23 protein-coding genes and 3 tRNA genes are annotated in these 21,930 nt (G+C 37.7%); 23 read left to right on the forward strand and 3 right to left on the reverse strand.

What is annotated here, in order from left to right; all coding sequences use genetic code 11:
• Nucleotides 1–68: 68 nt before the first annotated feature.
• Entirely contained in the window at nucleotides 69–1,658 is a 1,590-nt protein-coding gene (locus tag ACR1PO_RS21830) for an ABC-F family ATP-binding cassette domain-containing protein (RefSeq protein ID WP_433988161.1), read from the forward strand.
• A 146-nt stretch (nucleotides 1,659–1,804) separates the two neighbouring features.
• Here ACR1PO_RS21830 and ACR1PO_RS21835 read toward each other — a convergent pair whose 3' ends face one another.
• The 3 genes from ACR1PO_RS21835 to ACR1PO_RS21845 are packed head-to-tail and all read right to left on the reverse strand — an operon-like array spanning nucleotide 1,805 to nucleotide 3,880.
• Nucleotides 1,805–2,356, reverse strand: a complete 552-nt coding sequence (locus ACR1PO_RS21835) for an AAA family ATPase (protein ID WP_332386007.1) — start codon at nucleotides 2,354–2,356, stop codon at nucleotides 1,805–1,807.
• Nucleotides 2,353–3,282 carry an alpha/beta fold hydrolase gene (locus ACR1PO_RS21840; protein ID WP_433988162.1) on the reverse strand — a complete coding sequence of 310 codons (930 nt, stop codon included), beginning with the start codon at nucleotides 3,280–3,282 and terminating at the stop codon, nucleotides 2,353–2,355. Before ACR1PO_RS21840 ends, ACR1PO_RS21835 begins: the two co-directional genes overlap by 4 nt.
• A gap of 13 nt (nucleotides 3,283–3,295) precedes the next feature.
• The gene (locus tag ACR1PO_RS21845; RefSeq protein WP_433988163.1) at nucleotides 3,296–3,880 is read right to left on the reverse strand and encodes an HI_0983 family protein; all 585 of its coding nucleotides are present in this window, start codon (nucleotides 3,878–3,880) and stop codon (nucleotides 3,296–3,298) included.
• Nucleotides 3,881–4,057: 177 nt separating this feature from the next.
• On the opposite strand from ACR1PO_RS21845, the gene ACR1PO_RS21850 reads away from it, so the two are divergent.
• From ACR1PO_RS21850 to ACR1PO_RS21955, 22 genes are all read left to right on the forward strand, one after another.
• Nucleotides 4,058–5,344, forward strand: a complete 1,287-nt coding sequence (locus ACR1PO_RS21850; RefSeq protein ID WP_002981272.1) for an adenylosuccinate synthase — start codon at nucleotides 4,058–4,060, stop codon at nucleotides 5,342–5,344.
• Between the two features lie 204 nt (nucleotides 5,345–5,548).
• A complete protein-coding gene (locus ACR1PO_RS21855) occupies nucleotides 5,549–5,836 on the forward strand; it encodes a hypothetical protein (protein WP_433988164.1) in 288 nt (95 codons plus the stop codon).
• Between the two features lie 250 nt (nucleotides 5,837–6,086).
• Entirely contained in the window at nucleotides 6,087–6,932 is an 846-nt protein-coding gene (locus tag ACR1PO_RS21860) for an energy transducer TonB (protein WP_433988165.1), read from the forward strand.
• 164 nt (nucleotides 6,933–7,096) lie between these two features.
• A complete protein-coding gene (locus ACR1PO_RS21865; protein WP_002981269.1) occupies nucleotides 7,097–7,870 on the forward strand; it encodes a ParA family protein in 774 nt (257 codons plus the stop codon).
• 67 nt (nucleotides 7,871–7,937) lie between these two features.
• Nucleotides 7,938–8,828, forward strand: a complete 891-nt coding sequence (locus ACR1PO_RS21870) for a ParB/RepB/Spo0J family partition protein (RefSeq protein WP_002981266.1) — start codon at nucleotides 7,938–7,940, stop codon at nucleotides 8,826–8,828.
• Nucleotides 8,828–9,466: a DUF5683 domain-containing protein gene (locus tag ACR1PO_RS21875; protein WP_332386002.1), complete on the forward strand. Its 639-nt coding sequence runs from the start codon at nucleotides 8,828–8,830 to the stop codon at nucleotides 9,464–9,466. Before ACR1PO_RS21870 ends, ACR1PO_RS21875 begins: the two co-directional genes overlap by 1 nt.
• Nucleotides 9,467–9,526: 60 nt before the next feature.
• Entirely contained in the window at nucleotides 9,527–10,228 is a 702-nt protein-coding gene (gene dapB, locus ACR1PO_RS21880) for a 4-hydroxy-tetrahydrodipicolinate reductase (RefSeq protein WP_433988166.1), read from the forward strand.
• Between the two features lie 135 nt (nucleotides 10,229–10,363).
• Nucleotides 10,364–12,010 (forward strand): signal peptidase I, encoded by a 1,647-nt coding sequence (lepB, locus tag ACR1PO_RS21885; protein ID WP_433988167.1) that lies wholly within the window; start codon nucleotides 10,364–10,366, stop codon nucleotides 12,008–12,010.
• A gap of 59 nt (nucleotides 12,011–12,069) precedes the next feature.
• Nucleotides 12,070–12,693 (forward strand): WbqC family protein, encoded by a 624-nt coding sequence (locus ACR1PO_RS21890; RefSeq protein WP_332386000.1) that lies wholly within the window; start codon nucleotides 12,070–12,072, stop codon nucleotides 12,691–12,693.
• Nucleotides 12,694–12,780: 87 nt separating this feature from the next.
• Complete coding sequence (locus tag ACR1PO_RS21895; protein WP_433988168.1) at nucleotides 12,781–14,463, forward strand: S8 family serine peptidase; 1,683 nt, start codon at nucleotides 12,781–12,783, stop codon at nucleotides 14,461–14,463.
• A 125-nt stretch (nucleotides 14,464–14,588) separates the two neighbouring features.
• Entirely contained in the window at nucleotides 14,589–15,080 is a 492-nt protein-coding gene (locus ACR1PO_RS21900) for a hypothetical protein (protein ID WP_374464775.1), read from the forward strand.
• 26 nt (nucleotides 15,081–15,106) lie between these two features.
• Entirely contained in the window at nucleotides 15,107–15,796 is a 690-nt protein-coding gene (locus tag ACR1PO_RS21905) for a YiaD family glycine zipper/OmpA-like lipoprotein (protein WP_332385998.1), read from the forward strand.
• 107 nt (nucleotides 15,797–15,903) lie between these two features.
• On the forward strand, nucleotides 15,904–16,791 hold the full coding sequence (locus ACR1PO_RS21910) for a decaprenyl-phosphate phosphoribosyltransferase (protein WP_433988169.1): 888 nt from the start codon (nucleotides 15,904–15,906) through the stop codon (nucleotides 16,789–16,791).
• Nucleotides 16,788–18,107 carry an FAD-binding oxidoreductase gene (locus ACR1PO_RS21915; protein ID WP_433988170.1) on the forward strand — a complete coding sequence of 440 codons (1,320 nt, stop codon included), beginning with the start codon at nucleotides 16,788–16,790 and terminating at the stop codon, nucleotides 18,105–18,107. The genes ACR1PO_RS21910 and ACR1PO_RS21915 overlap by 4 nt, the downstream gene beginning before the upstream one ends.
• Complete coding sequence (locus ACR1PO_RS21920; RefSeq protein ID WP_433988171.1) at nucleotides 18,107–18,832, forward strand: SDR family NAD(P)-dependent oxidoreductase; 726 nt, start codon at nucleotides 18,107–18,109, stop codon at nucleotides 18,830–18,832. Before ACR1PO_RS21915 ends, ACR1PO_RS21920 begins: the two co-directional genes overlap by 1 nt.
• A 2-nt stretch (nucleotides 18,833–18,834) precedes the next feature.
• Nucleotides 18,835–19,422, forward strand: coding sequence for an HAD family hydrolase (locus ACR1PO_RS21925; RefSeq protein ID WP_002981245.1), 588 nt, complete (start codon nucleotides 18,835–18,837; stop codon nucleotides 19,420–19,422).
• Between the two features lie 24 nt (nucleotides 19,423–19,446).
• The gene (locus ACR1PO_RS21930; RefSeq protein WP_433988172.1) at nucleotides 19,447–19,917 is read left to right on the forward strand and encodes a hypothetical protein; all 471 of its coding nucleotides are present in this window, start codon (nucleotides 19,447–19,449) and stop codon (nucleotides 19,915–19,917) included.
• A gap of 2 nt (nucleotides 19,918–19,919) precedes the next feature.
• The gene (locus tag ACR1PO_RS21935) at nucleotides 19,920–21,095 is read left to right on the forward strand and encodes a cysteine desulfurase family protein (RefSeq protein ID WP_332385995.1); all 1,176 of its coding nucleotides are present in this window, start codon (nucleotides 19,920–19,922) and stop codon (nucleotides 21,093–21,095) included.
• Nucleotides 21,096–21,178: 83 nt separating this feature from the next.
• Nucleotides 21,179–21,496: a thioredoxin gene (trxA, locus tag ACR1PO_RS21940; RefSeq protein ID WP_027374941.1), complete on the forward strand. Its 318-nt coding sequence runs from the start codon at nucleotides 21,179–21,181 to the stop codon at nucleotides 21,494–21,496.
• A gap of 125 nt (nucleotides 21,497–21,621) precedes the next feature.
• A tRNA-Asp gene (locus ACR1PO_RS21945) sits at nucleotides 21,622–21,695 on the forward strand.
• 32 nt (nucleotides 21,696–21,727) lie between these two features.
• Nucleotides 21,728–21,801: transfer RNA gene (locus ACR1PO_RS21950), tRNA-Asp, on the forward strand.
• Nucleotides 21,802–21,833: 32 nt separating this feature from the next.
• A tRNA-Asp gene (locus ACR1PO_RS21955) sits at nucleotides 21,834–21,907 on the forward strand.
• Nucleotides 21,908–21,930: the final 23 nt, after the last annotated feature.

Raw genomic sequence — 21,930 nt, forward strand, 5'->3', positions numbered from 1 at the left:
TTCTTTCCGATTTGATCAAACGATAACCATCGTGTTATCGGTGTTTAACCTTTATTAAGAAAGAAATCATGATTTTACTTCAAAATATATCCTTTGGGTTTCCGGGAGGAAATCTTCTATTTAATCATACCAGTTTAACAATACAATCTCATACCAAGTCTGCTTTAGTGGGAAATAACGGTATGGGAAAATCTACCCTGCTGAAAATAATTGCAGGTGAAATACATCCTTTAAGCGGCAATGTCAGTATTCAGGGGGATGTTTTTTATGTACCCCAGATGTTCGGGAATTTCAATCATTTCACTATTGCCGAGTGCCTGAAAATAGATCAGAAGCTGCATGCTCTCGAAAAAATCACCGGCGGGGAGGTAGACGAAATTTATTTTGAAACACTCAATGACGACTGGGATATTGAGGAACGATGCCGGCATGCCCTGGAACTTTGGGGACTTGGCAATTTTGAACTTACCCAGAAACTGGAAGGCTTGAGCGGAGGACAGAAAACCAAAGTTTTTCTTGCCGGAATCCAGATCAATCAGCCGGATATTATCATATTGGATGAGCCTACCAATCATCTGGATATGGAGGGCAGAAAGCTGTTGTATGATCTTATTGACAAAACAGATGCAACCGTCGTGATCGTAAGTCATGACCGTACATTACTTAATCTTGTTGATAGCATTTTTGAGTTAAGTAATCAGGGAATAACTACGTATGGAGGAAACTATGATTTTTATGCAGAACAGAAAAAGATAGAGGAAGAAGCGTTATATAATGATATTCATGCTAAAGAACGGGCGTTGAAAAAAGCAAAGGAAAAAGAGCGGGAAACATTGGAACGAAAACAAAAGCTGGATGCCAGAGGTAAGGGGAAACAGGAAAAATCCGGGGTAGCAAGGATTATGATGAATACCCTCAGGAATAATGCTGAGAAAAATTCTTCGAAATTGCAATCTGTTCATACGGAGAAAATCAGTGGTATTTCACATGAATTAAGGGATCTTCGCTCATCGGTAAGAAATTCTGATCAGATGAAAGTGAATTTTAATGATTCCAGTCTGCATTCAGGAAAAATTCTGATTATAGCTGAAAATATCAACTTCAGTTATGGAGAACAGAAACTTTGGAAGGAAAATCTTACGCTTGAGATCCGGAGTGGAGACAGAATTTCTATAAAAGGAGCAAACGGTTCAGGAAAAACGACACTGATCAGACTTTTGTTAGGGAGCCTTCAGCCTTCGGAAGGAAGAGTAAGCAAGGCAGCATTCAATAGTATCTATATTGATCAGGAATATTCTTTGATTGATCATGGCTCAACACTGTATGATTTTGTACAGACTTTCAATGACAGCGCTATGCAGGAATCCGAAGTGAAAACATTACTGTCCAGATTTTTATTCGGAAAAGATACCTGGGACAAAAAATGCGGGATGCTGAGTGGAGGAGAGCGCTTACGTTTACTTCTCTGCGGACTTTCCATCAGCAATAAGGCACCCGATATGATCATTCTTGATGAACCCACCAATAACCTCGATCTTCAGAACGTGGAAATCCTTACCCATTCTATCAAAGACTATCATGGAACCCTGCTGGTGATTTCCCACGATGAAGTTTTCCTGGAAGAAATTGGAATAGACCGGGAATTAGCGCTGGATTAATGCTTGTATTTTGCATTTGTACAGAATCAATCAGATATTCAGTAGGGGCGGGCTTTAGCCCGTCTATCAATAAGATTAGAAATCTTCCGGCTTTAGCCGAAACTTATCATAAAAATCCCGGCTGACCATAACCGGGATTTTGCTTTTTATTTTTCACTTTTCCTGTTGATTGCATCCAGAATCATATCCATCTTTTGTTGCAGTTCATAATCCCCTGAAATTTCAATGAAAGGAATATTCATCTCAGACAGCCATTCCAAATGAGCCTTTAAAGTTCTGTTGGCAATCCCGGTATTGTAATCATAATCTTTAGCCCATTCCATGAATTCCTGATATTTTTGAGCTTTTTCCGGATGAGTGAAAATTTCATCACCATATCTTCCATATTCCCTTTTTCTCAGTCTTTCCATTCGTATTTCAGGAGGAAGATAGAGGAAAATAATCAGGTCAAATGCTGGAAATACATTTTCACCCCAATGAATAATAGAACCTCCGAAAATCCAGTTCTCAGAGGTATGAAGTTTATCCGAAACAATAGTGTTCCTTATTTCAGGATTCTGTTTTTCTGTAAAAGGAACTTCAGTTTTAAGCCAGAAAAAATCATCACTGTCAAAGTATTCAATATCGAGTTTCTCAGACAGTGCTTTTCCTAAAGTGGTAACGCCGGAACCTGAAGCTCCGAAAATATGGAGTCTCATGATTTTGTTACCATCCAGTTATAAATCCCGTTCAGTACCTCTTCCCGTATTTCCTCATTCAGAATCTCATGGCGCATTTCCGGATAGATCTTTACGTCTACATTTTGAAAACCGTCAGCTTTTAAGTGGCTGACCGTATGCATGACTCCTTTTCCGAAATCACCGATCGGATCATTCTTCCCGCTTACGAATAAAAAAGGAAAGGATTTTGAAATAGAAGAGGCCCAGTTTCTCGCGGTAGCTTTTTTATAGATGGTAAATAAAGTATAAAAAGCATTATGGGTGAACGGGATTCCACAGAGTTCATCCTCTTCAAATTTCTTTCTGTTTTCAGGATTAATACTGAGCCAGCTGGTATCACTGAAATCTTTATCCTTTTTAAAATGCTTGTTATTGACACTCGTAAAAACAGAATTCAGAAAAGTACGATGACGAGGTGCGATTGCTATCGCTAAAGATAAGTAACCTCTTAACAAGTCTATCCCCGGTAAAGGTCCGCCGGTTCCTGTAATGACAGCTCCTGAAAATTGACTGCCTGCCTTTTGAAGAAGACAACGTGTGATAAAAGATCCCATAGAATGCCCCAGAATAAAATGGGGAACATCCGGATATTGTTCTGCCAGGTAATCAGCCATCATTTCCGCGTCTGCCACAAGTCTTTCATCCGGTTTTTCAAGCTGGAAGAATCCAATGTCTTTTTTCTCCTTTACCGATTTTCCATGTCCCAAGTGATCATAAGTCAATACAGCAATTCCATGACTTGCAAAATATTCCGCAATATCTGCGTATCTTCCGCTGTGTTCCTGCATACCGTGAACAATGAGCAGGGTGGCTTTTGCGGTTTCCGGGGAAAATAAAGTGCAGAAGAGGTGGGAGTCGCTGTTTATTTTTGAGACTAAATAACTTGATTTTTGGGATGAATTCATAACCATTGGAATATTATTTTATTTCAATATCTGGGAGCTTATAATTTCCAACCGCTTCAATTAATTTTGAAGTATTGGTTTTTAAATTATTAAAGAAAGAATCCAGATTTTCAGGATACCCTCTTTCACTCAGTGCAAAAAGAAGAACACCCTTATTCTTCCCATTACTAATAATTTTATAGCGGTAAATATTTCTTTCTGCAATAAGTATTTCCTTGCCGTCCTTTGAATTTTCACTGATAAGAAAATCTAAAATATACTCTTCCTTATTTTCAAAAATCTGATAATTGACAACCGGGTTGGTCTTTTTCATTTCCTGCAATTCAGCTGCTTTTTGATCAACGACATCCTTGATGTTAAAATCACCTTTTACAAAATCGACCAACACCATACTGTTGTATCTGTTGACGTTTTCATTTGAACTGATATATTCCTGTTTGAAATAGTTTTCATTGGGATGTGAGCTCCATACGAGCTTATATTCCTTTTGATTCAACTTAATGGGACCTGGTATATTTAAATAATCATTTACTGTATTCTGAGCGTTCACGTAGAAAAGAGGTATTGTTAAAAGTAGAATCAGAATTTTAATTTTCATTGTATAAATTTATAGTAAATATAATCCATTTTATATAGGTGTGAAAGTGAAAATATAGAAATGAAATAATATTCAACCTCATGATTTTCACCCCAACTTAAAATAAATATCCTCTAGAATTTGGCCGTCATTTTTTTTAAAAGTAATTTTGCACGAATCTAAAAACAAAAGTAAAATATGTCAACTTATGTAGTTGTAGGTCTTCAGTACGGAGATGAAGGCAAAGGAAAAATCACGGATGTTTTATCAGCAAAATCGGACTATGTAGTGCGTTTCCAGGGTGGAGACAATGCTGGTCACACGGTTTATGTAGGAGATGAAAAATTCGTTCTACACCTTCTTCCTTCAGGAGTTCTTCAATGCAAAGGGAAATGTATCATTGCGAACGGAGTAGTGGTAAACCCTAAATCTTTCATTAAAGAAGTAGGTCAGATCGAGAGCAAAGGCTTGAGAACAGATCATATCTTTATCAGCAGAAGAGCGCATGTGATTATGCCTTACCACATCCTTTTGGATACTTACCGTGAAGAGGAGCACGGGGGAACTCAGATCGGAACTACCAAAAAAGGAATCGGACCTTGTTATGAAGATAAAATTGCAAGAGTCGGGATCAGAATGGTAGACCTTTTAAATCCTGAGATTTTAAGAGATAAAATCGAGAAAAACTTAAAAGTTAAAAATTCTCTTTTTGAAAAATATTACGGGAAGCCGGCTTTAGATGTTGAAGAAATCTACAATGAATATTTAGCCATCGGAAAGCAGCTTCAGGACAGAATCGTTGATACTGAATTAGAATTAAACGAAGCCATCAGAGACGGTAAAAACGTTTTATTCGAAGGAGCACAGGCGTTAATGCTTGATATCGACTTCGGAACTTATCCGTATGTAACTTCATCTTCTCCATCTACAGGTGGTGTTTGTTCAGGAGCAGGAGTTCCGCCAACGTCACTTCAGAACCTGATCGGTGTAGCAAAAGCATATTGTACAAGAGTTGGAAACGGTCCTTTCCCTTCTGAGTTAGATAACGAGCTGGGTGAAAAAATCAGACAGATCGGTGGTGAATTCGGAGCAACGACAGGAAGACCAAGAAGAACAGGCTGGTTAGACCTTGTTTCTTTAAAGCATGCCTGTATGATTAACGGTATTAATAACCTTGTGATCACTAAGCTTGACGTTCTTACAGGAATTGAGAACCTGAAAGTAGTAACCCATTACAAAACTGAAGACGGAAAAATCATCGATTATTTCACTTCGTCAACAGAAAAACTATACAACTACGAACCAATCTACCAGGATTTACCAGGCTGGAGCGAAGATATTACCAAAGCTAGAAGCTATGATGAACTTCCTGACACAGCTCAGAAATACATCGAGTTTATTGAAAAATACTTAGGAATCAATGTTTATTTAGTTTCTGTAGGTCCTGAAAGAAGTCAGAACATCATCAGAAAAGAATTATTCTAGTATTCTTAGAAATAAAAATAACAGAGAGACTATCATTGGATGGTCTCTTTTTTTGTTTAAAAATTTACTTTTCGCCTTTTCAATCAATCCTTGTCAAGTTTCAAAAGCTTACAAGAGTGCTGGTTAGTCTGTTATTCAAAAAGAATTCCAATCCTGAATTTTTGTATACTTTTGCTTTAAGACAAAAGCGTAAATAAAAAAATTATGGAAGAAAATAAAATCCCCCAACGTTTTCTGGATAACATCGTCATAAGTTTATACTTTACAATCGCTTATGCCATTCTGCTGATTGTTTATTTGGGACTTCCCATAAGAGTCAGTTCAGACTTTTTACTGTTTCTGTTTATTATCTGCAGTTTGTTGTTTAGTACAGGAGGAATCTATTTTGCTGCTAAAAGTTATTTGAAAACAAAGGTCAGTTCAATTATTCTGATTGTTATTAATGCGCTGGGATTATTAATACCGCTTACTCTTATTCTACTGCTTCTATAAATCCTCTTTATCAGATTGTTTTATATAATTTAACTCTAATAATCCTTATTTCTTTTCATAAGAGATAACTCCTCTTTTTCTGTAAACTTTCTATTTGTAAATGTTAAAATTTAAACTTTATCATAAAATTTTCTAATATTATGTTGTTTTGATAAAATTTTGGCAGATGTTTTGATATTGAAACAGTACTTATCGATAAGAACAATAAAACTAATAATCAAAATTTTTAACAGTTTAAATAGTAGTAGTGATGAAACAACATAACCAAAACCAGGAATTTCGGTTTAACGAAGTCCTGTTCGAGCACCGCAATAAAGACTATGGTGCCTATGTATTAAGAAACGAATCAGATAGAATATTAACCAAAGCACTTTTTATAGGAGCAAGTTTAATGGCAGCAGTATCTATTACGCCGTTTGTGGTTTCTGCATTTAAGACAGCAGAACCAACAGATAAAATATGGGAACTCCCGCCACCAGTAATCATTCCTGACGATCCGGTTGCACCTCCGGTAAAAATTACTCCGGTAAAACCTGAAACAGCTCCCAATACAAAGACTTTTGACAGTACAGTGCCTACGCCATCAAGTACAGCTCAGGATAATGTGAAAAAAGATCCTGTTCCTGATGATGCGGTAGCTGGTTTTAAAGACAATTTTAAAGGAGATCCTGTAGTGCCGAATACACCTAATGTTCCAACAGTAACAGTAGGAACAGGACCTGTAATCACGACACCTCCACCTGTAATTGCTGATCCGGTGGACAAAACTAAAATTGCTGAAGCAGGAGAATTGGGAGTAGAAGCCAGTTATCCTGGCGGAATAGACTCCTTCAGAAATAAAGTAATGAACAGCTTCGACGGTTCAGGATTTGAATCAGAAGATGTTGTAAAGACGACAGTTACCTTTATTGTAGAAATGGACGGAACCATCTCAGGGGTAAAAGCTAACGGAACCAACGCCGATTTTAACAATGAGGCAATGAGAACAATTAAAATGATTTCCAGTAAAGGAAAATGGATTCCCGCCAAAAACAAAAAAGGAGAATACGTAAGAAGTTATTTCAAATTTCCAATCTCCATGAAATTTGAAAATTAACATGTAAAAGTAAATTTCAAATAGTTATCCACAAAGAATTTTTTTTGTGGATAATTTTTTTTACTGTTAAATTGCTTATTAACAATATTTTAACTCAATTTTGATTTTCCCCACTTACCGAGAGCAAAGAAAAAAGTGTATTTTTGAATCTTAAAGTTCTAATAATGGCAAAAATCATAGGTATTGCTAATCAAAAAGGAGGTGTTGGTAAAACTACCACCGCTGTAAATTTGGCAGCAGCGTTAGGAGTATTGGAAAAAAGAATATTAATTATTGATGCTGACCCTCAGGCGAATGCGACATCCGGCCTGGGTGTTGAGGATGTTCAGTACTCTACATATAATCTACTGGAGCATAGTGCAGATACCAGGGTTTGTATCAAAAGAACGGCAACTCCAAACCTGGATATTATTCCGTCACACATCGACCTTGTAGCAGCAGAAATTGAATTGGTTGACAAGGAAGACCGTGAGTATATGCTGAAAAAAGCATTAGCCAGTGTAAGAGATGATTATGATTATATTATCATCGACTGTGCGCCGAGTTTGGGTCTTATCACAGTAAACGCTCTTACGGCAGCAGATTCCGTAATTATTCCGATCCAATGTGAGTATTTTGCATTAGAAGGACTTGGAAAGCTTTTGAATACCGTTAAAAACGTTCAGAAGATCCATAATAAAGATCTTGGAATAGAAGGTCTTCTTTTAACCATGTATGACAGCAGATTGAGACTATCCAATCAGGTTGTTGAAGAAGTAAATCTGCATTTCCCTGAAATGGTTTTTGAAACTATTATCAGCAGAAACGTAAGATTGAGTGAAGCACCAAGTTTCGGGGAAAGTATCCTGAATTATGATGCGGAAAGTAAAGGAGCTGTTCAGTATATTCAGTTAGCTGAGGAAGTTCTTTTAAAAAATGAAAACTTAATAAAGAATTAAATTAATAATAAATGGCCAGAGTGAATGCCAGTCATCACTTCTCAAACATCATTTATCAATTATATCTATGAAGGACAAAAAAAGAGCTATGGGACGCGGCTTGGGCGCCATTTTAAGTGCAGAATCCAAAGCAACCATCAACTCCGCTACTGATGAAGGAGCAGATAAGTTTGTGGGGAATATTGTAGAAGTTGCGCTTGAAGATATCTATCCGAACCCAACGCAGCCGAGAACTTATTTTGATGAAAAAGCATTAAACGAACTTGCTCAGTCGATTAAAAACTTAGGCGTGATTCAGCCGATTACCCTGAGAAAAGATGGTGAGAAGTTTGAAATCATTTCCGGGGAAAGACGTTACAGGGCAACTAAAATTGCCGGTTTAACAACTATTCCTGCCTATATCCGTCTGGTAAATGATCAGGAGCTTCTTGAGATGGCTCTTGTTGAAAATATCCAGAGAGAAGATCTTGATGCCATCGAAATTGCTTTGACCTATCACAGGCTTTTGGAAGAGATCGGGCTTACTCAGGAAACACTGAGCCAGAGGGTAGGGAAGGACAGAAGTACCATTACCAACTCTATCAGGCTTTTAAGATTAAACCCGGATATTCAGAATGCTATCAGAAGCGGGGAGATTTCTGCAGGACACGGAAGGGCTATTATCAGTCTTGAAAGCGAAGAAGATCAGCAGGTTTTGTTTGATCTTATTATCAAAGAAAAATTAAACGTTCGTCAGGCTGAGCAGGCAGCTGCAGCACTGAAGAATCCCAAGTCTCCGGCCGCTAAAAAAGCAAAAGTGGAACTTTCCAATAATTATAAAAAAGCCCAGAAGACCATTGCTGACATCCTGGATGTAAAAGTGGAAATCAAAGCTTCTGGAAATGGTAAAAAAGGTAAAATTGTTCTGGACTTCAAAAATGAAGAAGAGCTGGAATATATTTTATCCCATATTAAATAATGAAGAAAATATTTTTCACATTTTTCTTGTGTATTGCTGCACTGGCCTATTCACAAGTAAAACCTATCGATACCGTTCGGATGGAAACTCCCCCGAAAGAAGAACCCCGTGTGGTAAAACCAGGCAAAACAGAAGCAAAGATCATTGAAGATCTTGAGAAAGCCAATGGACCCACTGCAAAAACCATAAAGCTGAATCCTACCAGGGCAGGATTGTATTCTGCTGTTCTGCCGGGATTGGGACAGTTTTATAATAAAAAGTATTGGAAAATTCCGATTGTCTGGGGAGCTGTAGGAGCCGGAGTCGGTATTGCTGTGTGGAATGATAACCAGTACAAAAAATACCGTGAATATTATGTGGCAAAACTGAACGGAACCCCTAATGAATTTGTAGACAGCCATCCGTGGTTAGACAAGAGAGCTTTAGGAAATGCACAGGACAGAGCCAAAAGACAAAGGGATTATGCCATTGCCATTACAGGGTTGATCTATATTCTGAATATTGTAGACGCTGTAGTAGATGCACACCTTTACGAAAGCCGTCATGATCCGGACTTGGTTTTTAAGCCATCGGTTATTCAGGATCAGTACGGTTATAGTGCTCCGAAAACAGGATTCAGTTTAAGTTATAGATTTTAAAATACAACATACCTGCAGGAAAATCATATTTTGAATGCGGGATTAAAAATAAAAGATTATATGAAAATAGCATTAGTCGGTTACGGTAAAATGGGTAAGATCATTGATGAGATCGCACAGAAGAGAGGTCATGAAGTAGTTGCCCGTCTGAAGGAAACCCCAACTGCTGAAAATCTTAATAATCCGGATGTCGTGATTGAGTTCTCATTGCCGGAAGTGGCTTTTGAAAACATCAAAACTTGTCTTGAAAACAAAATTCCTGTGATCTGCGGAACTACAGGATGGCTTGAGAAAAAAGCTGAAATTGAAAAATTAGCGGTGGATAACGATACCGCTTTCTTATACGGTTCCAATTTTAGTTTAGGAGTGAATTTATTTTTTGCTTTAAACGAAAAGCTGGCAGATCTGATGAAAAACGTAGATGAATACTCTTGTCAGCTGGAAGAAATTCACCATATCCATAAAAAAGATGTTCCAAGTGGAACCGCAATTTCCATTGCAGAAGGAATCATTCAGAACAATCCGAAATTTGAAGCGTGGAAGCTGGAAGAAACAGAAGGGAAACAGCTTGGTATTTTTGCAATACGTGAAGATGAGGTTCCGGGAACCCACAGTGTATATTACAGAAGTGAAGTTGATGAAATCGAGATCAAGCATACCGCTTTCAACAGAAACGGTTTTGCGTTGGGAGCTGTGGTAGCCGCCGAGTGGATTAAAGATAAAAAAGGAAACTTCGGAATGAAAGACGTTTTGGGACTTTAATTTGTAACAAATTCTGTAAATTGCAGACCAATAAGACAGAAAATGATGAATAGTGAATTGTAAACAGCGGACCGCTTTTATCATTTATTACTCATCATTTATCATTTATATCATAAGAATAGGCACAAAAAATTTATGAATTATTTTTTAACTTATACAGTATATGTCCTCATACTATCCGTATTGATGGGGATTTCATCTTGGAAACTGTTCAAAAAAATGGGCTACAGCCCTTTATTGGCTTTTATCCCTTTCTACAACTACTTCATCATTCTGAAGGAAACAAAACACCCGAAATGGTGGGCAATTCTGTCTTATCTTCCGATAGTAGGGCCAATCATGATGTCTGTTTTCCATCTTTACTTAGTGAAAAAGTTTGGGAAAACGCTTTTCAAAGACCAGATTCTTACGGTGATCCTGCCGTTTATTTACCTGGCAGTAATCAACTATTCTAAAGATGTAGAGTTAGAAGATGAAAATGCAGATGACCTGTTTCTTACAGACGAAGAGAAAAATGATAAGAAAAAAGATACTTTTATAGGTTCTATTACCTTTGCGGTAGTTTTTGCTACCATCATCCACGTTTTTGTAACCCAGCCTTTCGGGATTCCCACAGGATCTATGGAAAGGACATTATTGGTAGGTGACTTCCTTTTTGTAAACAAATGGAGCTACGGATACAGACTTCCGATGCGCCCGGTAGCAATACCTTTCCTTCAGGGAACCATTATGGATACAGGGCAGAAAGGAAATCCGAAAGATGATCCTAAATCTTATGTAGATGCTGTAAAGCTTCCTTATACAAGAATTTTACAATTCAATAAGCCGCAGAAAAATGATGTGGTGGTTTTTAACTATCCTCAGGATTCCGTACATACAGCCATTGACAGAAAAGATCCTTATGTAAAAAGATGTGTGGCAACCGCAGGTGATACTTTCGAAATGAGAGCCGGAAGACTTTTCGTTAACGGAAAGCCGGAAACCGTTTTGGGTGACCAGGAAGTACAGCACAGATATATTGTAACTACAGATGCGCAATTGGATATCCCTACTTTATACAAAGCCTACGGATTCCTGCCGGTTCAGGAAGTACAGCAGAATAATGGAGGTTTCCTGTATGGATTCCAGGGCTTAACGGATAACATTGCTAAAGAAATTAAGGAACTTCCTCACGTTATTGATATGAAGGAAGAAATTTCACCTAAAGGCGAAGCAGCAGTATATTACAGAGACGAAGCGAAAACCAAAATTGATACAACCCAATCTATCTTCCCGATCAATAAACCTTGGAATCAGGATTGGTACGGCCCGGTTAGAATTCCTAAAAAAGGAGATGTGGTTGCCATCAATCAGGAAACCCTTCCGATGTACCAGTGGATCATCTCTGAGTATGAGCATAACAGTCTTGAAAAAAAGAACGGAAAAATCTTCATTAACGGAAAGGAAGCCAATCAATATACCATTCAGCAGGATTATTATATGATGATCGGGGACAACAGAGATGCATCACTGGATGCCAGATTTTTTGGTTTCGTTCCTGAAGAAAATATCGTTGGAAAGCCAATGTTTACATGGATGAGCCTTCAGGGTGCATTTGCAGACAACAGTTCTACTTACCAGGCACCATTCAAAATCCGTTGGGAAAGAATGTTTAAAGCAACCAATACAGGAGAAGCCAATAAAACCTCTTACTGGTGGATTGCTGCAATGATTCTGATTCTGTTCTTCGGATGGGAATATTTCATGAAATTGTTCAGAAAGAAAAAAACTGAAGACGATTAATAGAAAAATTAAACTTAAAATAGAATGAAGTATTTGAAAAAATACTTCATTTTTGCATTATGAATATGACGAATGTATTATTGCCGGCATTTTATATGCCCCCAATCTCATGGTTCTCAGTGTTTTTGAATCCTGAGAATGAAATTGTATTTGAACAGTTTGAAAACTTCCCGAAGCAGACGTATAGAAACCGTGCGAATATCTATGGAGCGAACGGAAAATTGTCATTAATAATTCCTATCCACCATAATGGGAAAAGAGAATTTAAAGATATTGAAATCTCTTACCGCGAAGACTGGAGAACACTTCACTGGAAATCAATCAAAACAGCGTACCAGAGTTCTCCTTATTTTGAGTACTATGAAGATAAGTTCAGAAAAATATTTGATCTTAAAGAAAAGTTCCTTCTTGATTTTAACCTTAAAGGCATAGAAGTCATCCAACAGATACTGAAAACGGAAAAGGCACACTCTTTGAATGAAGAATATATCAAAAATCCTGAAAGCATCAATTTCAGGGAAAAGTTTTCGGCAAAACTTCCTTCAGCATTTCAGATGGAAGAATATTACCAGACGTTTTCCGATAAATTCGGATTTTTGGAAGACCTGTCGGTTCTTGACCTTATTTGCAATAAAGGCCCGGAATCACTGGTGTATATTAAAAATATAAAACAACAATATTAGGATACAATCGCTGTTGATAAATTTTCAGGCATAAAACAGATGATAACGGCGATTGGCATATCTTTTTAAAAAATTAAATATCAACATATGAAAAAGGTATTATTAGCTGCAGTTTTTTTAGCAGGTTTTAGTTTCTCTTTTGCACAGGAATCTAAAGCTAAAAGTATTGACCCAAATGAAGATAAAGATCTGATGACATGGTATCATAAAGATTTTGCAACTTCAAAAGTATACGGAGTAAATACGGCAAATGCTTATAAATACTTGGAATCTAAAGGGCTGAAGCCTAAAACCGTAGTGGTGGGCGTACTGGACAGCGGAGTGCAGGTAGATCACCCCGGATTGGTAAATAACCTATGGTCCAACCCTAATGAAGTCCCTGGAAACGGTAAAGATGACGACGGAAACGGATATATTGATGATGTACACGGATGGAACTTCATAGGAGGTAAAAATGGTGATATTGATATCGATAATATGGAAGTAACAAGGGTTGTTGCCAAATATAAGCCCATTTTCGAAGGAGATGATTCTGCAAAGAATAAAGCCAACCAGGCTAAGATGAAGGATGAGTTTGATATGTACATGAAGGCTAAAGACATGTTTAATAAGAAAAGTGTCGAGGCTCAGCAGAATTTCAGAACTTATTCTATGCTGAACGAATTGATTCCTAATATGGTAAAGTTACTGGGAGGTAAACCTGTAACTGCTGAAACCCTTGCTGCCATCAAGGCGCCGACAGATCAGAAAGATGCCATTGCATTGGATTTCCTAGGTCAGATTTCGCAAAGCCCGGAATTCAAAGGAAAATCAGCTGCAGAGTTTGAAAAAAAGATGAAGGAGGAGATGAAGGATGCTATCGATCACTTTGCCCCTGCAGCAAAACAATATGACCTTTCATATGATCCGAGAAAAGAAATTGTAGGGGATAACTATGACGACTATTCTGAAAAAATCTATGGTAACAACCATTACGAAGGACCGGATGCAGAACACGGAACTCACGTAGCAGGGATTATTGCAGGACTTCCGCAGGGAAAAGAAGTCCAGTACGGAATAGCCTCAAAAGTAGCCAAAATTATGTCTGTAAGAACCGTACCTAACGGAGACGAAAGGGATAAAGACGTTGCCAATGCTATCAGATATGCAGTGGATAATGGTGCGAAAGTCTTAAACATGAGCTTTGGTAAGCCTGTTTCTCCAGGTAAAAACGTCGTTTGGGATGCTTTCAAATATGCTGAAGATAAAGGCGTTCTTTTAGTGAAAGCAGCAGGTAATGAAAATGAAGATGTTGCAGAGCATCTGGCGTATCCTACCAATTTTAAAAACGTTACTGATGAAAAACCATTCGTGAGCAATGTTCTTGTCGTAGGAGCAAGCACCAATAAAAATAATGCACTGAGAGCAGATTTCTCTAATTACAATAAAAAAATGGTGAATGTTTTCGCTCCCGGAGAAGAAATCTATTCTACAGTTCCTAAGAACGAATACAAATACCTTCAGGGAACCTCTATGGCTTCCCCTGTAGTAGCCGGAGCAGCAGCTGTTTTATTGGCTTATATGCCGGAATTGAAGCCTTATCAGATTATTGAGGCACTTGTGAAAAGCAGCAATCCGAGTACGGCAAACGGATTTGCGGACCAATCTCAGGCAGGTGGGGTTATCGATCTGAAAAAAGCAGCAGAATATGCTTATACTAACTTCTACAACGGTAAGACATCAGGCATTACCAGGCCTTCGAAATCCGTAAAAAAGGCTGTTAAAAAATAATTTATCTTCCTGTGTTTAAGGAGAAACCATAAAGAGTCCGAATTTTTTTCGGACTTTTTATTTTTTATTTTAAAATTTGGCACGGTTTTTTGTAACTTTATAGTAACAAAATAATAAACAACAAAATGAAAAAGTTACTACTTGCAGGGATGTTGGGAACATCACTTTTTGCAGTTTCGTGTTCCTCTGTTAATAAAGCAGCTACATCTCAAAATCAAAGAGCAGATTTCCTGAAAATGAAAGGAGACTGGCAGATTGTGAGCATAGATTACGATAAAGGTTATAAAATTAAGCCTTTTGACGAAGGTGCAGACGCACAGTGCTTCGTAGGAAGTCACTGGAGATTGATTCCTAATAACTGGACAGGAGCTTATACTTTAAACGGTGGTGGAAATTGCCCGGCAATTACACAGCCTATCAAATTTGAAGTAAAAGACGGTAACACGTTTATGTTTAAAAAAATTGCTTCAGGTACAAAAGCAAAACAAAATACGGTAGGTTACAGCCTTACCTTGATCAATCAGTCAACAGATCAGTTTTCTCTTGAGCAGGATGTTCCATTTGAAGGAGGTAATGTAAAAGTAGTTTACAACTTCCAGAGAACAGGAATGAAATAATTTATCAACATAAAAGATCAGAAAAAATGAAATTTACAAAAACATACGTAGGAGCCCTTTTCTTGTCATCAGCATTATTATTGACGAGCTGTGAAGCGGTTCAGAATTCAAATCACCAGCAACGGGGTACAGCAGTAGGTGTTGCTTCAGGAGCAGTACTGGGAGGTATCCTTGGTAATAATGTAGGTAAAGGAGGAAACGGGGCTATCGGAGCTGTATTGGGAGGTATTATCGGTGGTGTTGCAGGTAATGTTATCGGTAACAAAATGGATAAGCAGGCAAGAGATATTAAAGAAACTTTACCGGGTGCTCAGGTAGAAAGAGTAGGAGATGGTATTAAAGTAACAATGAATGAAAGTATCGTTAACTTTGCTTTCGACTCTTCAAACCTTACTTCTGTTGCACAGACCAACCTTGATAAATTAGCTGAAGTACTTGCCAATAACCCGGATACGAACATCAATATCTATGGTCACACAGACAGCAAAGGTTCGGATGATTACAATCTTAAACTTTCTCAAAGAAGAGCAGATGCTGTAAAAGCATATTTAACAGGAAAAGGAATTGCATCAGGCAGAATGTTTACAAAAGGTGAAGGTGAAGCCATGCCTGTAGCGAGCAATGATACTGAAGAAGGAAGAGCTAAAAACAGAAGAGTAGAGTTTGCCATTACAGCCAATGAAAAAATGATTAATGATGCCAAACAAGGGCAATAGTTAATTTAATATATAAATATTTTCGTAAAAGACCGCCCCGGCGGTTTTTTTTGTATTTTTATGCTAGCAATTTTGAATTTATTATTTTTGTATTTGAAATAACATAAATGAAGAAATATTTAAAGCTGCTCCGTGTGGAGCAATGGGTGAAAAACCTTTTTGTATTTGTCCCTCTGTTTTTTTCAGGTAATATTACCAACATAGACCTGCTTGTTAAGAGCATTTTCGCATTTTTAATATTTTCCCTTGCGGCAAGTGTTGTGTATATCCTGAATGATTATAATGATATCGAAGCAGACAAAAAGCACCCCGAAAAAAGGAGAAGACCGCTGGCTAGCGGAGCTATTTCAAAATCAAAAGCTATAGGCATTCTTACAGGTCTTATCATCGCAGATATCGGCCTTGTATTTTTTACTCAACTTTATTTCCATGAAATACTTTGGAAATTTGCAATTATCATAGGATTTTATGTGGTAATGAATCTTGCCTATACATTCAGGCTTAAGCATGTACCTATCATTGATATTTTTATTATTGCTATAGGATTTGTATTACGAGTGCTGGCGGGTGGTTATATTACCGGAATCAGCATTTCGCAATGGGCAATTCTTTTGACGTTTGTATTGGCGTTGGTGCTGGCAATCGGGAAAAGAAGAGGAGAGCTTATCAATGCTCAGGTTTCAGGAAAAACGAGAAAAGCATTGGATGGTTATAACGTTCAGTTTGCAGATATTGCCTTGTCTATTTCCATTACACTGGCTATCGTATGCTACCTGATGTTTACCCTGTCTCCTGAAGTACAGGAAAGATTTCATGAAAGAGTTTTTTACACGGTGATTTTCGTAGTGTTCGCATTGTTAAGATACCTTCAGCAGACGCTTGTTTACAACAGAACGGAATCCCCTACAAAAATTGTCTACAGAGACCGTTATATACAGGTTACTTTATTGCTTTGGGTAGTTGCATTTTTAATTCAAATTTATTTTAAGAAATGAAGCCTAATTTCATACAGAAAGTTACCAACTGGGGAAATTTCCCGGTAGTAGAGAAAGAAATGAGATCTGAGGACAGTTTCAAAAAAATAAAAGAATTTGTACTCAGCCACAACGAGATTATTGCAAGAGGAAACGGAAGATGTTATGGAGATGCTTCTTTGGGAGAATCCATATTTTCAACGAAAAAATTAAATAAATTCATAAGCTTTGACCGTTTAAACGGAGTAATAGAGTGTGAATCCGGAGTACTGCTTTCAGATGTGCTGGAAATAGCTGTTCCGCAAGGATATTTTCTTTATGTTACGCCCGGAACAAAATTTGTATCAGTAGGAGGTGCTATTGCTTCTGATGTTCACGGGAAAAATCATCACGCGGAAGGATGCTTTTCAGAATATGTCATTGAATTTAAACTCATGACCGAGAATGGCGAAATTATTACCTGTTCCCGGGAAGAAAATTCAGACAGGTTCTGGGCAACCATTGGCGGAATGGGACTTACGGGAATTATTCTTACAGCAAAATTTAAACTTAAAAATATAGAATCTGCTTATATCCGTCAGGAAAGCATAAAGGCAGACAACCTGGAAGAGATATTTAAGCTGTTTGACGAAAGTGAAAACTGGACCTATACCGTTGCATGGATTGACTGTCTTCAGAAAGGAAAAAATATCGGCAGAAGTATTCTGATGAGAGGAGAGCATGCCTTCCAGCACGAGCTTCCGCAGAACTTTTCAAAAACTCCTTTGAGGCTGAAGAAGAAATTCTCTCCTACAGTTCCGTTTTATTTTCCGGGATTTGTACTGAATGCGCTTACTGTAAAAATATTCAACTGGCTGTATTATAAAAAGCAATCTAAAAAAGAAGTAAAAAACTTTATTGATTACGAGACGTTTTTCTATCCTCTGGATGCAATCAATGACTGGAATAAAATCTATGGAAAATCCGGTTTTATCCAGTATCAGATGGTAATCCCTAAAGAAACAGGAAAAGAGGGAATGAAAAGGATCCTTGAAACCATTGCTAAAAGCGGAAACGGATCTTTCTTAGCTGTTTTAAAACTTTTTGGGAAAAATAATCCTCAAGCATACAACTCATTTCCTGTAGAAGGGTATACCTTAGCGCTGGATTTTAAAGTCAATTCAAAGCTGAAAAAGCTTGTAGATCAGCTGGATGCTATTGTTCAGGAATTCGGAGGAAGAATTTACCTTACCAAAGACAGCATGAGCAGATCATCGCTAACCAGTTACCTTAAAAATATTCAAAATCCTAAGTTTGTGTCGTTACAGCACAAAAGAATCATAAATAATAACTCATAATGATAGTTCTGGGAAGTACATCCGAAGTGGCACAGGCTTTTGTGGAAAAAGCACTTCAGGAAGGAGAAAAGTTTGAAAAAATTTATCTTTTTACCTCAAATAAAGAAACTACAGAGCGTTTTGCAAGACATATCGATGTAAAGTTTCTTCAGCAGGCGGAAGTCATTGATCTGGATCTGACGAAAGAAATTGATTACAACAGATTTGATCATATCAATTCAAATGTATTATTTTGTGCCGTAGGATATTTAGGGGAAGGAACAGAAGAAGGATTGTATGATAACAGAAATACAGAACGCATCATTGATATCAATTATTCAAAACTGGTTCCTGTAATGAATTATTTTGCCCATAAATTTGAAAGCAGAAGATCGGGAACAATCATTGGTCTTTCATCAGTAGCAGGTGACAGGGGAAGGCAGAGCAATTTCATCTATGGAAGCGCAAAAGCTGCTTTTACTGCCTATCTGAGTGGTTTGAGGAATTACCTTTTTGATAAAAAAGTTCATGTGCTTACAATAAAGCCCGGGTTTATGGCAACCAAGATGACGGAAGGACTGCCTTTGAATCCTAAATTAACGGCAACACCCAAACAGGCAGCTGCCTGTATTTATAAAGCCTTCAAAAAGCAGAAAAATGTGGCATATGTTTTGCCGGTTTGGAGTATTATTATGATGATTATCAGGAATATCCCTGAGTTTATATTCAAAAAATTAAAGCTTTAAAAATGAAAAAATTGTATTGTTTTGATTTTGACGGAACCCTGACGTATAAAGATACTATGTTTATGTATCTTAAATTCTACGATTCTACGAAATACCGTATACAATTTTTGAGACATGTACCTCTCTTTATCCTGCTGAAGCTGAAACTGGCTGAAACTGAAAAAGTGAAGAAAAGTTTTATCGGTTCTATTTTAAAAGGACAAAGCCAGGAAAAGATCGAACAGAAATCTAAGCAGTTTTTTGAACAGCATTATCCTAAAATTGTGAGGGAGAATGCATTAGACTTTATAAAAAATATCGATAGGAATAATACACAGAGTTTATTGGTAACCGCTTCATTGGATATCTGGGTAAAACCTTTTGCTGAAGAACTTAAAATGGAGCTGGTTTCTACGCGTGCAGAGTTTAAGAACGGAGTTTTCACAGGAAACTTTGTAGGGAAAAACTGTAACGGGAAGGAAAAACTGATAAGAATTAAAGAAGAAATCAACGATTCAAAGTACGATAAAATTATTGCATTTGGAGATACTTCCGGAGATCGGCCAATGTTAAAATGGGCAAATGAAGGACATTACCAATTTTTTCATTAATTTTGGGAGATAAAATTGTAAAAAATGAAAAGCCTGTCAATTGCATGTGCGGTAATCTTTATGAGCTGTGCAGCTACACCGTCTCAAAAGAGTGCTGATAGTCAGCATGACGCAGAACTTGTTGTCTCCCAGTCACAGGGAGGTGCAGCGCAGGCAGGTTTTAGAATTATTAAGGAAGAAGCAGATTTTCGTAATACAATTAAAGGAAGTTTTGGCATTATAGGCCCGGAAGGAGATGGAGCTTACATCAAATACCCGCAATTTCCTAAAAATAAAAAAGTTGTTTTATACAATCTGGGAACCTTCAGATCAGGAAGCCATACCATTGATGAGATCAAAAGTGTATCTGTGAAAAATAAAATTTTATATGTGGAAGTTCCGGCCGGAGCGCCCTCTGGTGGAATGGAAATTCAGGTGATTTCCAACCCTTGGTTTATTTTCACTGTTCCTGCAGATTACCAGTTTACCTCCGTAGAATTAAAATATTCAAAATAATAATGGATAAAGTATATTTAGATAATGCCGCAACCACTCCGCTTGCAGAAGAAGTTATAGATGCAATGGTTGGCACTATGAAGATGAATTTCGGAAACCCGTCTTCAACGCACAGCTTTGGACAGGAAGCAAAAATCCTTATTGAAAATGTAAGAAGACAGGTTGCAGACTATCTTCATGTAACTCCCGCTGAAATCATTTTCACTTCCTGTGGAACCGAATCCAACAATATGATCATCAAATCCTCGGTAGAACATCTTGGAGTAGAAAGAATCATCAGCTCTCCTCTGGAACACAAATGTGTTTCTGAAAGTATTCTGGATATGAAAAGCAGAAAAGGAGTAGAAGTAAACTATATCCGCCCGAATGAAAAAGGAGATATTGATCTTGCTAAATTAGAAGAGCTTTTAAAAGCATCAGATAAAAAAACACTGGTAAGCTTAATGCATGCCAACAACGAAATCGGAAATATCATCAATCTTAAACAAGTTGCGCAGCTGTGCAAAGAGCATAATGCGCTTTTCCACTCGGATACTGTACAGACGATGGCTCATATGAACCTGGATTTCTCTGATATCCCTGTAGACTTTGCTTCCTGCAGTGCCCATAAGTTTCACGGGCCCAAAGGTGCCGGATTTGCATTTATCAGAAAGGCAACAGGGTTAAAAGGAATTATCACCGGAGGACCTCAGGAAAGAAGCCTTAGAGCAGGAACTGAAAATGTTTGCGGTATTGTAGGGCTGGGGAAAGCATTGGAGCTTTCTTTGAATCATATGGAGGAATATACCCGTCATATGCAGGATATCAAAGATTATGCAATTGAAAGACTTTCTGCAGAAATTGAAGGGATAAAGTTCAATGGAAGAAGTGCTGAAAAGGAAAACAGTCTTTATACGGTTTTAAGTGCATTACTGCCTTATAAAAATCCATTGATAGGACTTCAGCTGGATATGAAAGGAATTGCAATCTCTCAGGGAAGTGCATGCTCGTCAGGAGCATCAAAACCTTCAATGGTCATGATGATGGTGCTTTCTGAAGACGAAATGGATCACTGTACGCCATTGCGTATCTCTTTCAGCCATATGACGACCAGGTCGGATATTGATGCATTAGTAAATGCACTGAAAGAAATTTCAAAAGATTACACCATAGAAAAAACTAATGTTGAGCATAGATAGTCTTGTGCTTTAAAAATCGTAATTTTGAACATCCGATAAGAGGATTAAAAGAAAATAATATTAATAAAATAAAAGAAACAAAAATGGCTTTAGAAATTACAGACAGCTCATTTCAGGATACGGTTTTAAAATCAGACAAACCGGTATTAGTAGACTTCTGGGCAGTATGGTGCGGACCTTGCAGAACTTTAGGACCAATCATCGAAGAAGTAGCATCAGATTTTGAAGGTAAAGCAGTAGTAGGGAAAGTAGATGTGGATAACAACCAGGAAATCTCTATGCAGTATGGTATCAGAAATATTCCTACAGTTCTTATCTTTAAAAACGGAGAAGTAGTAGATAAATTAGTAGGTGTAGCTCCAAAAGAGGTAATCGCTGAAAAATTAAGCGCTCACTTATAAAAAAAATAAGTTTGATAATGAATGCCTTCCAGTATTGGGAGGCTTTTTTTCTAAAATAATTTGCAGATAACAAAAAAAGATGTAATTTTGCAACCACGAAAAAGAAACGACGTTCTTTAAATAATGATCCGGTAGTTCAGCTGGTTAGAATGCCGCCCTGTCACGGCGGAGGTCGCGGGTTCGAGTCCCGTCCGGATCGCAGAAGTTTTCTCAATTTCTTTTTAAAAAATTGATCCGGTAGTTCAGCTGGTTAGAATGCCGCCCTGTCACGGCGGAGGTCGCGGGTTCGAGTCCCGTCCGGATCGCGGAAGTTTTCTCAATTTCTTTTTAAAAAATTGATCCGGTAGTTCAGCTGGTTAGAATGCCGCCCTGTCACGGCGGAGGTCGCGGGTTCGAGTCCCGTCCGGATCGCGGAAGTTTTCTCAATTTCTTTT

Origin of the sequence: Chryseobacterium amylolyticum (genome assembly GCF_051011775.1) — a bacterium.
GTDB lineage: Bacteria > Bacteroidota > Bacteroidia > Flavobacteriales > Weeksellaceae > Chryseobacterium.

Excerpts from the sequence above, each read along its gene's own strand:
- lepB (WP_433988167.1), top strand. The coding sequence starts at position 10,364 with ATGAATTATTTTTTAACTTATACAGTATATGTCCTCATACTATCCGTA.
- ACR1PO_RS21915 (WP_433988170.1), top strand. The coding sequence starts at position 16,788 with ATGAAGCCTAATTTCATACAGAAAGTTACCAACTGGGGAAATTTCCCG.
- ACR1PO_RS21935 (WP_332385995.1), top strand. The coding sequence starts at position 19,920 with ATGGATAAAGTATATTTAGATAATGCCGCAACCACTCCGCTTGCAGAA.
- ACR1PO_RS21890 (WP_332386000.1), top strand. The coding sequence starts at position 12,070 with ATGAATATGACGAATGTATTATTGCCGGCATTTTATATGCCCCCAATC.
- ACR1PO_RS21865 (WP_002981269.1), top strand. The coding sequence starts at position 7,097 with ATGGCAAAAATCATAGGTATTGCTAATCAAAAAGGAGGTGTTGGTAAA.
- ACR1PO_RS21870 (WP_002981266.1), top strand. The coding sequence starts at position 7,938 with ATGAAGGACAAAAAAAGAGCTATGGGACGCGGCTTGGGCGCCATTTTA.
- ACR1PO_RS21895 (WP_433988168.1), top strand. The coding sequence starts at position 12,781 with ATGAAAAAGGTATTATTAGCTGCAGTTTTTTTAGCAGGTTTTAGTTTC.
- ACR1PO_RS21845 (WP_433988163.1), bottom strand. The coding sequence starts at position 3,880 with ATGAAAATTAAAATTCTGATTCTACTTTTAACAATACCTCTTTTCTAC.
- ACR1PO_RS21910 (WP_433988169.1), top strand. The coding sequence starts at position 15,904 with ATGAAGAAATATTTAAAGCTGCTCCGTGTGGAGCAATGGGTGAAAAAC.
- ACR1PO_RS21850 (WP_002981272.1), top strand. The coding sequence starts at position 4,058 with ATGTCAACTTATGTAGTTGTAGGTCTTCAGTACGGAGATGAAGGCAAA.
- ACR1PO_RS21830 (WP_433988161.1), top strand. The coding sequence starts at position 69 with ATGATTTTACTTCAAAATATATCCTTTGGGTTTCCGGGAGGAAATCTT.
- ACR1PO_RS21860 (WP_433988165.1), top strand. The coding sequence starts at position 6,087 with ATGAAACAACATAACCAAAACCAGGAATTTCGGTTTAACGAAGTCCTG.
- dapB (WP_433988166.1), top strand. The coding sequence starts at position 9,527 with ATGAAAATAGCATTAGTCGGTTACGGTAAAATGGGTAAGATCATTGAT.
- ACR1PO_RS21905 (WP_332385998.1), top strand. The coding sequence starts at position 15,107 with ATGAAATTTACAAAAACATACGTAGGAGCCCTTTTCTTGTCATCAGCA.
- ACR1PO_RS21875 (WP_332386002.1), top strand. The coding sequence starts at position 8,828 with ATGAAGAAAATATTTTTCACATTTTTCTTGTGTATTGCTGCACTGGCC.
- ACR1PO_RS21900 (WP_374464775.1), top strand. The coding sequence starts at position 14,589 with ATGAAAAAGTTACTACTTGCAGGGATGTTGGGAACATCACTTTTTGCA.
- ACR1PO_RS21840 (WP_433988162.1), bottom strand. The coding sequence starts at position 3,282 with ATGAATTCATCCCAAAAATCAAGTTATTTAGTCTCAAAAATAAACAGC.
- ACR1PO_RS21930 (WP_433988172.1), top strand. The coding sequence starts at position 19,447 with ATGAAAAGCCTGTCAATTGCATGTGCGGTAATCTTTATGAGCTGTGCA.
- ACR1PO_RS21925 (WP_002981245.1), top strand. The coding sequence starts at position 18,835 with ATGAAAAAATTGTATTGTTTTGATTTTGACGGAACCCTGACGTATAAA.
- ACR1PO_RS21855 (WP_433988164.1), top strand. The coding sequence starts at position 5,549 with ATGGAAGAAAATAAAATCCCCCAACGTTTTCTGGATAACATCGTCATA.
- ACR1PO_RS21835 (WP_332386007.1), bottom strand. The coding sequence starts at position 2,356 with ATGAGACTCCATATTTTCGGAGCTTCAGGTTCCGGCGTTACCACTTTA.
- ACR1PO_RS21920 (WP_433988171.1), top strand. The coding sequence starts at position 18,107 with ATGATAGTTCTGGGAAGTACATCCGAAGTGGCACAGGCTTTTGTGGAA.
- trxA (WP_027374941.1), top strand. The coding sequence starts at position 21,179 with ATGGCTTTAGAAATTACAGACAGCTCATTTCAGGATACGGTTTTAAAA.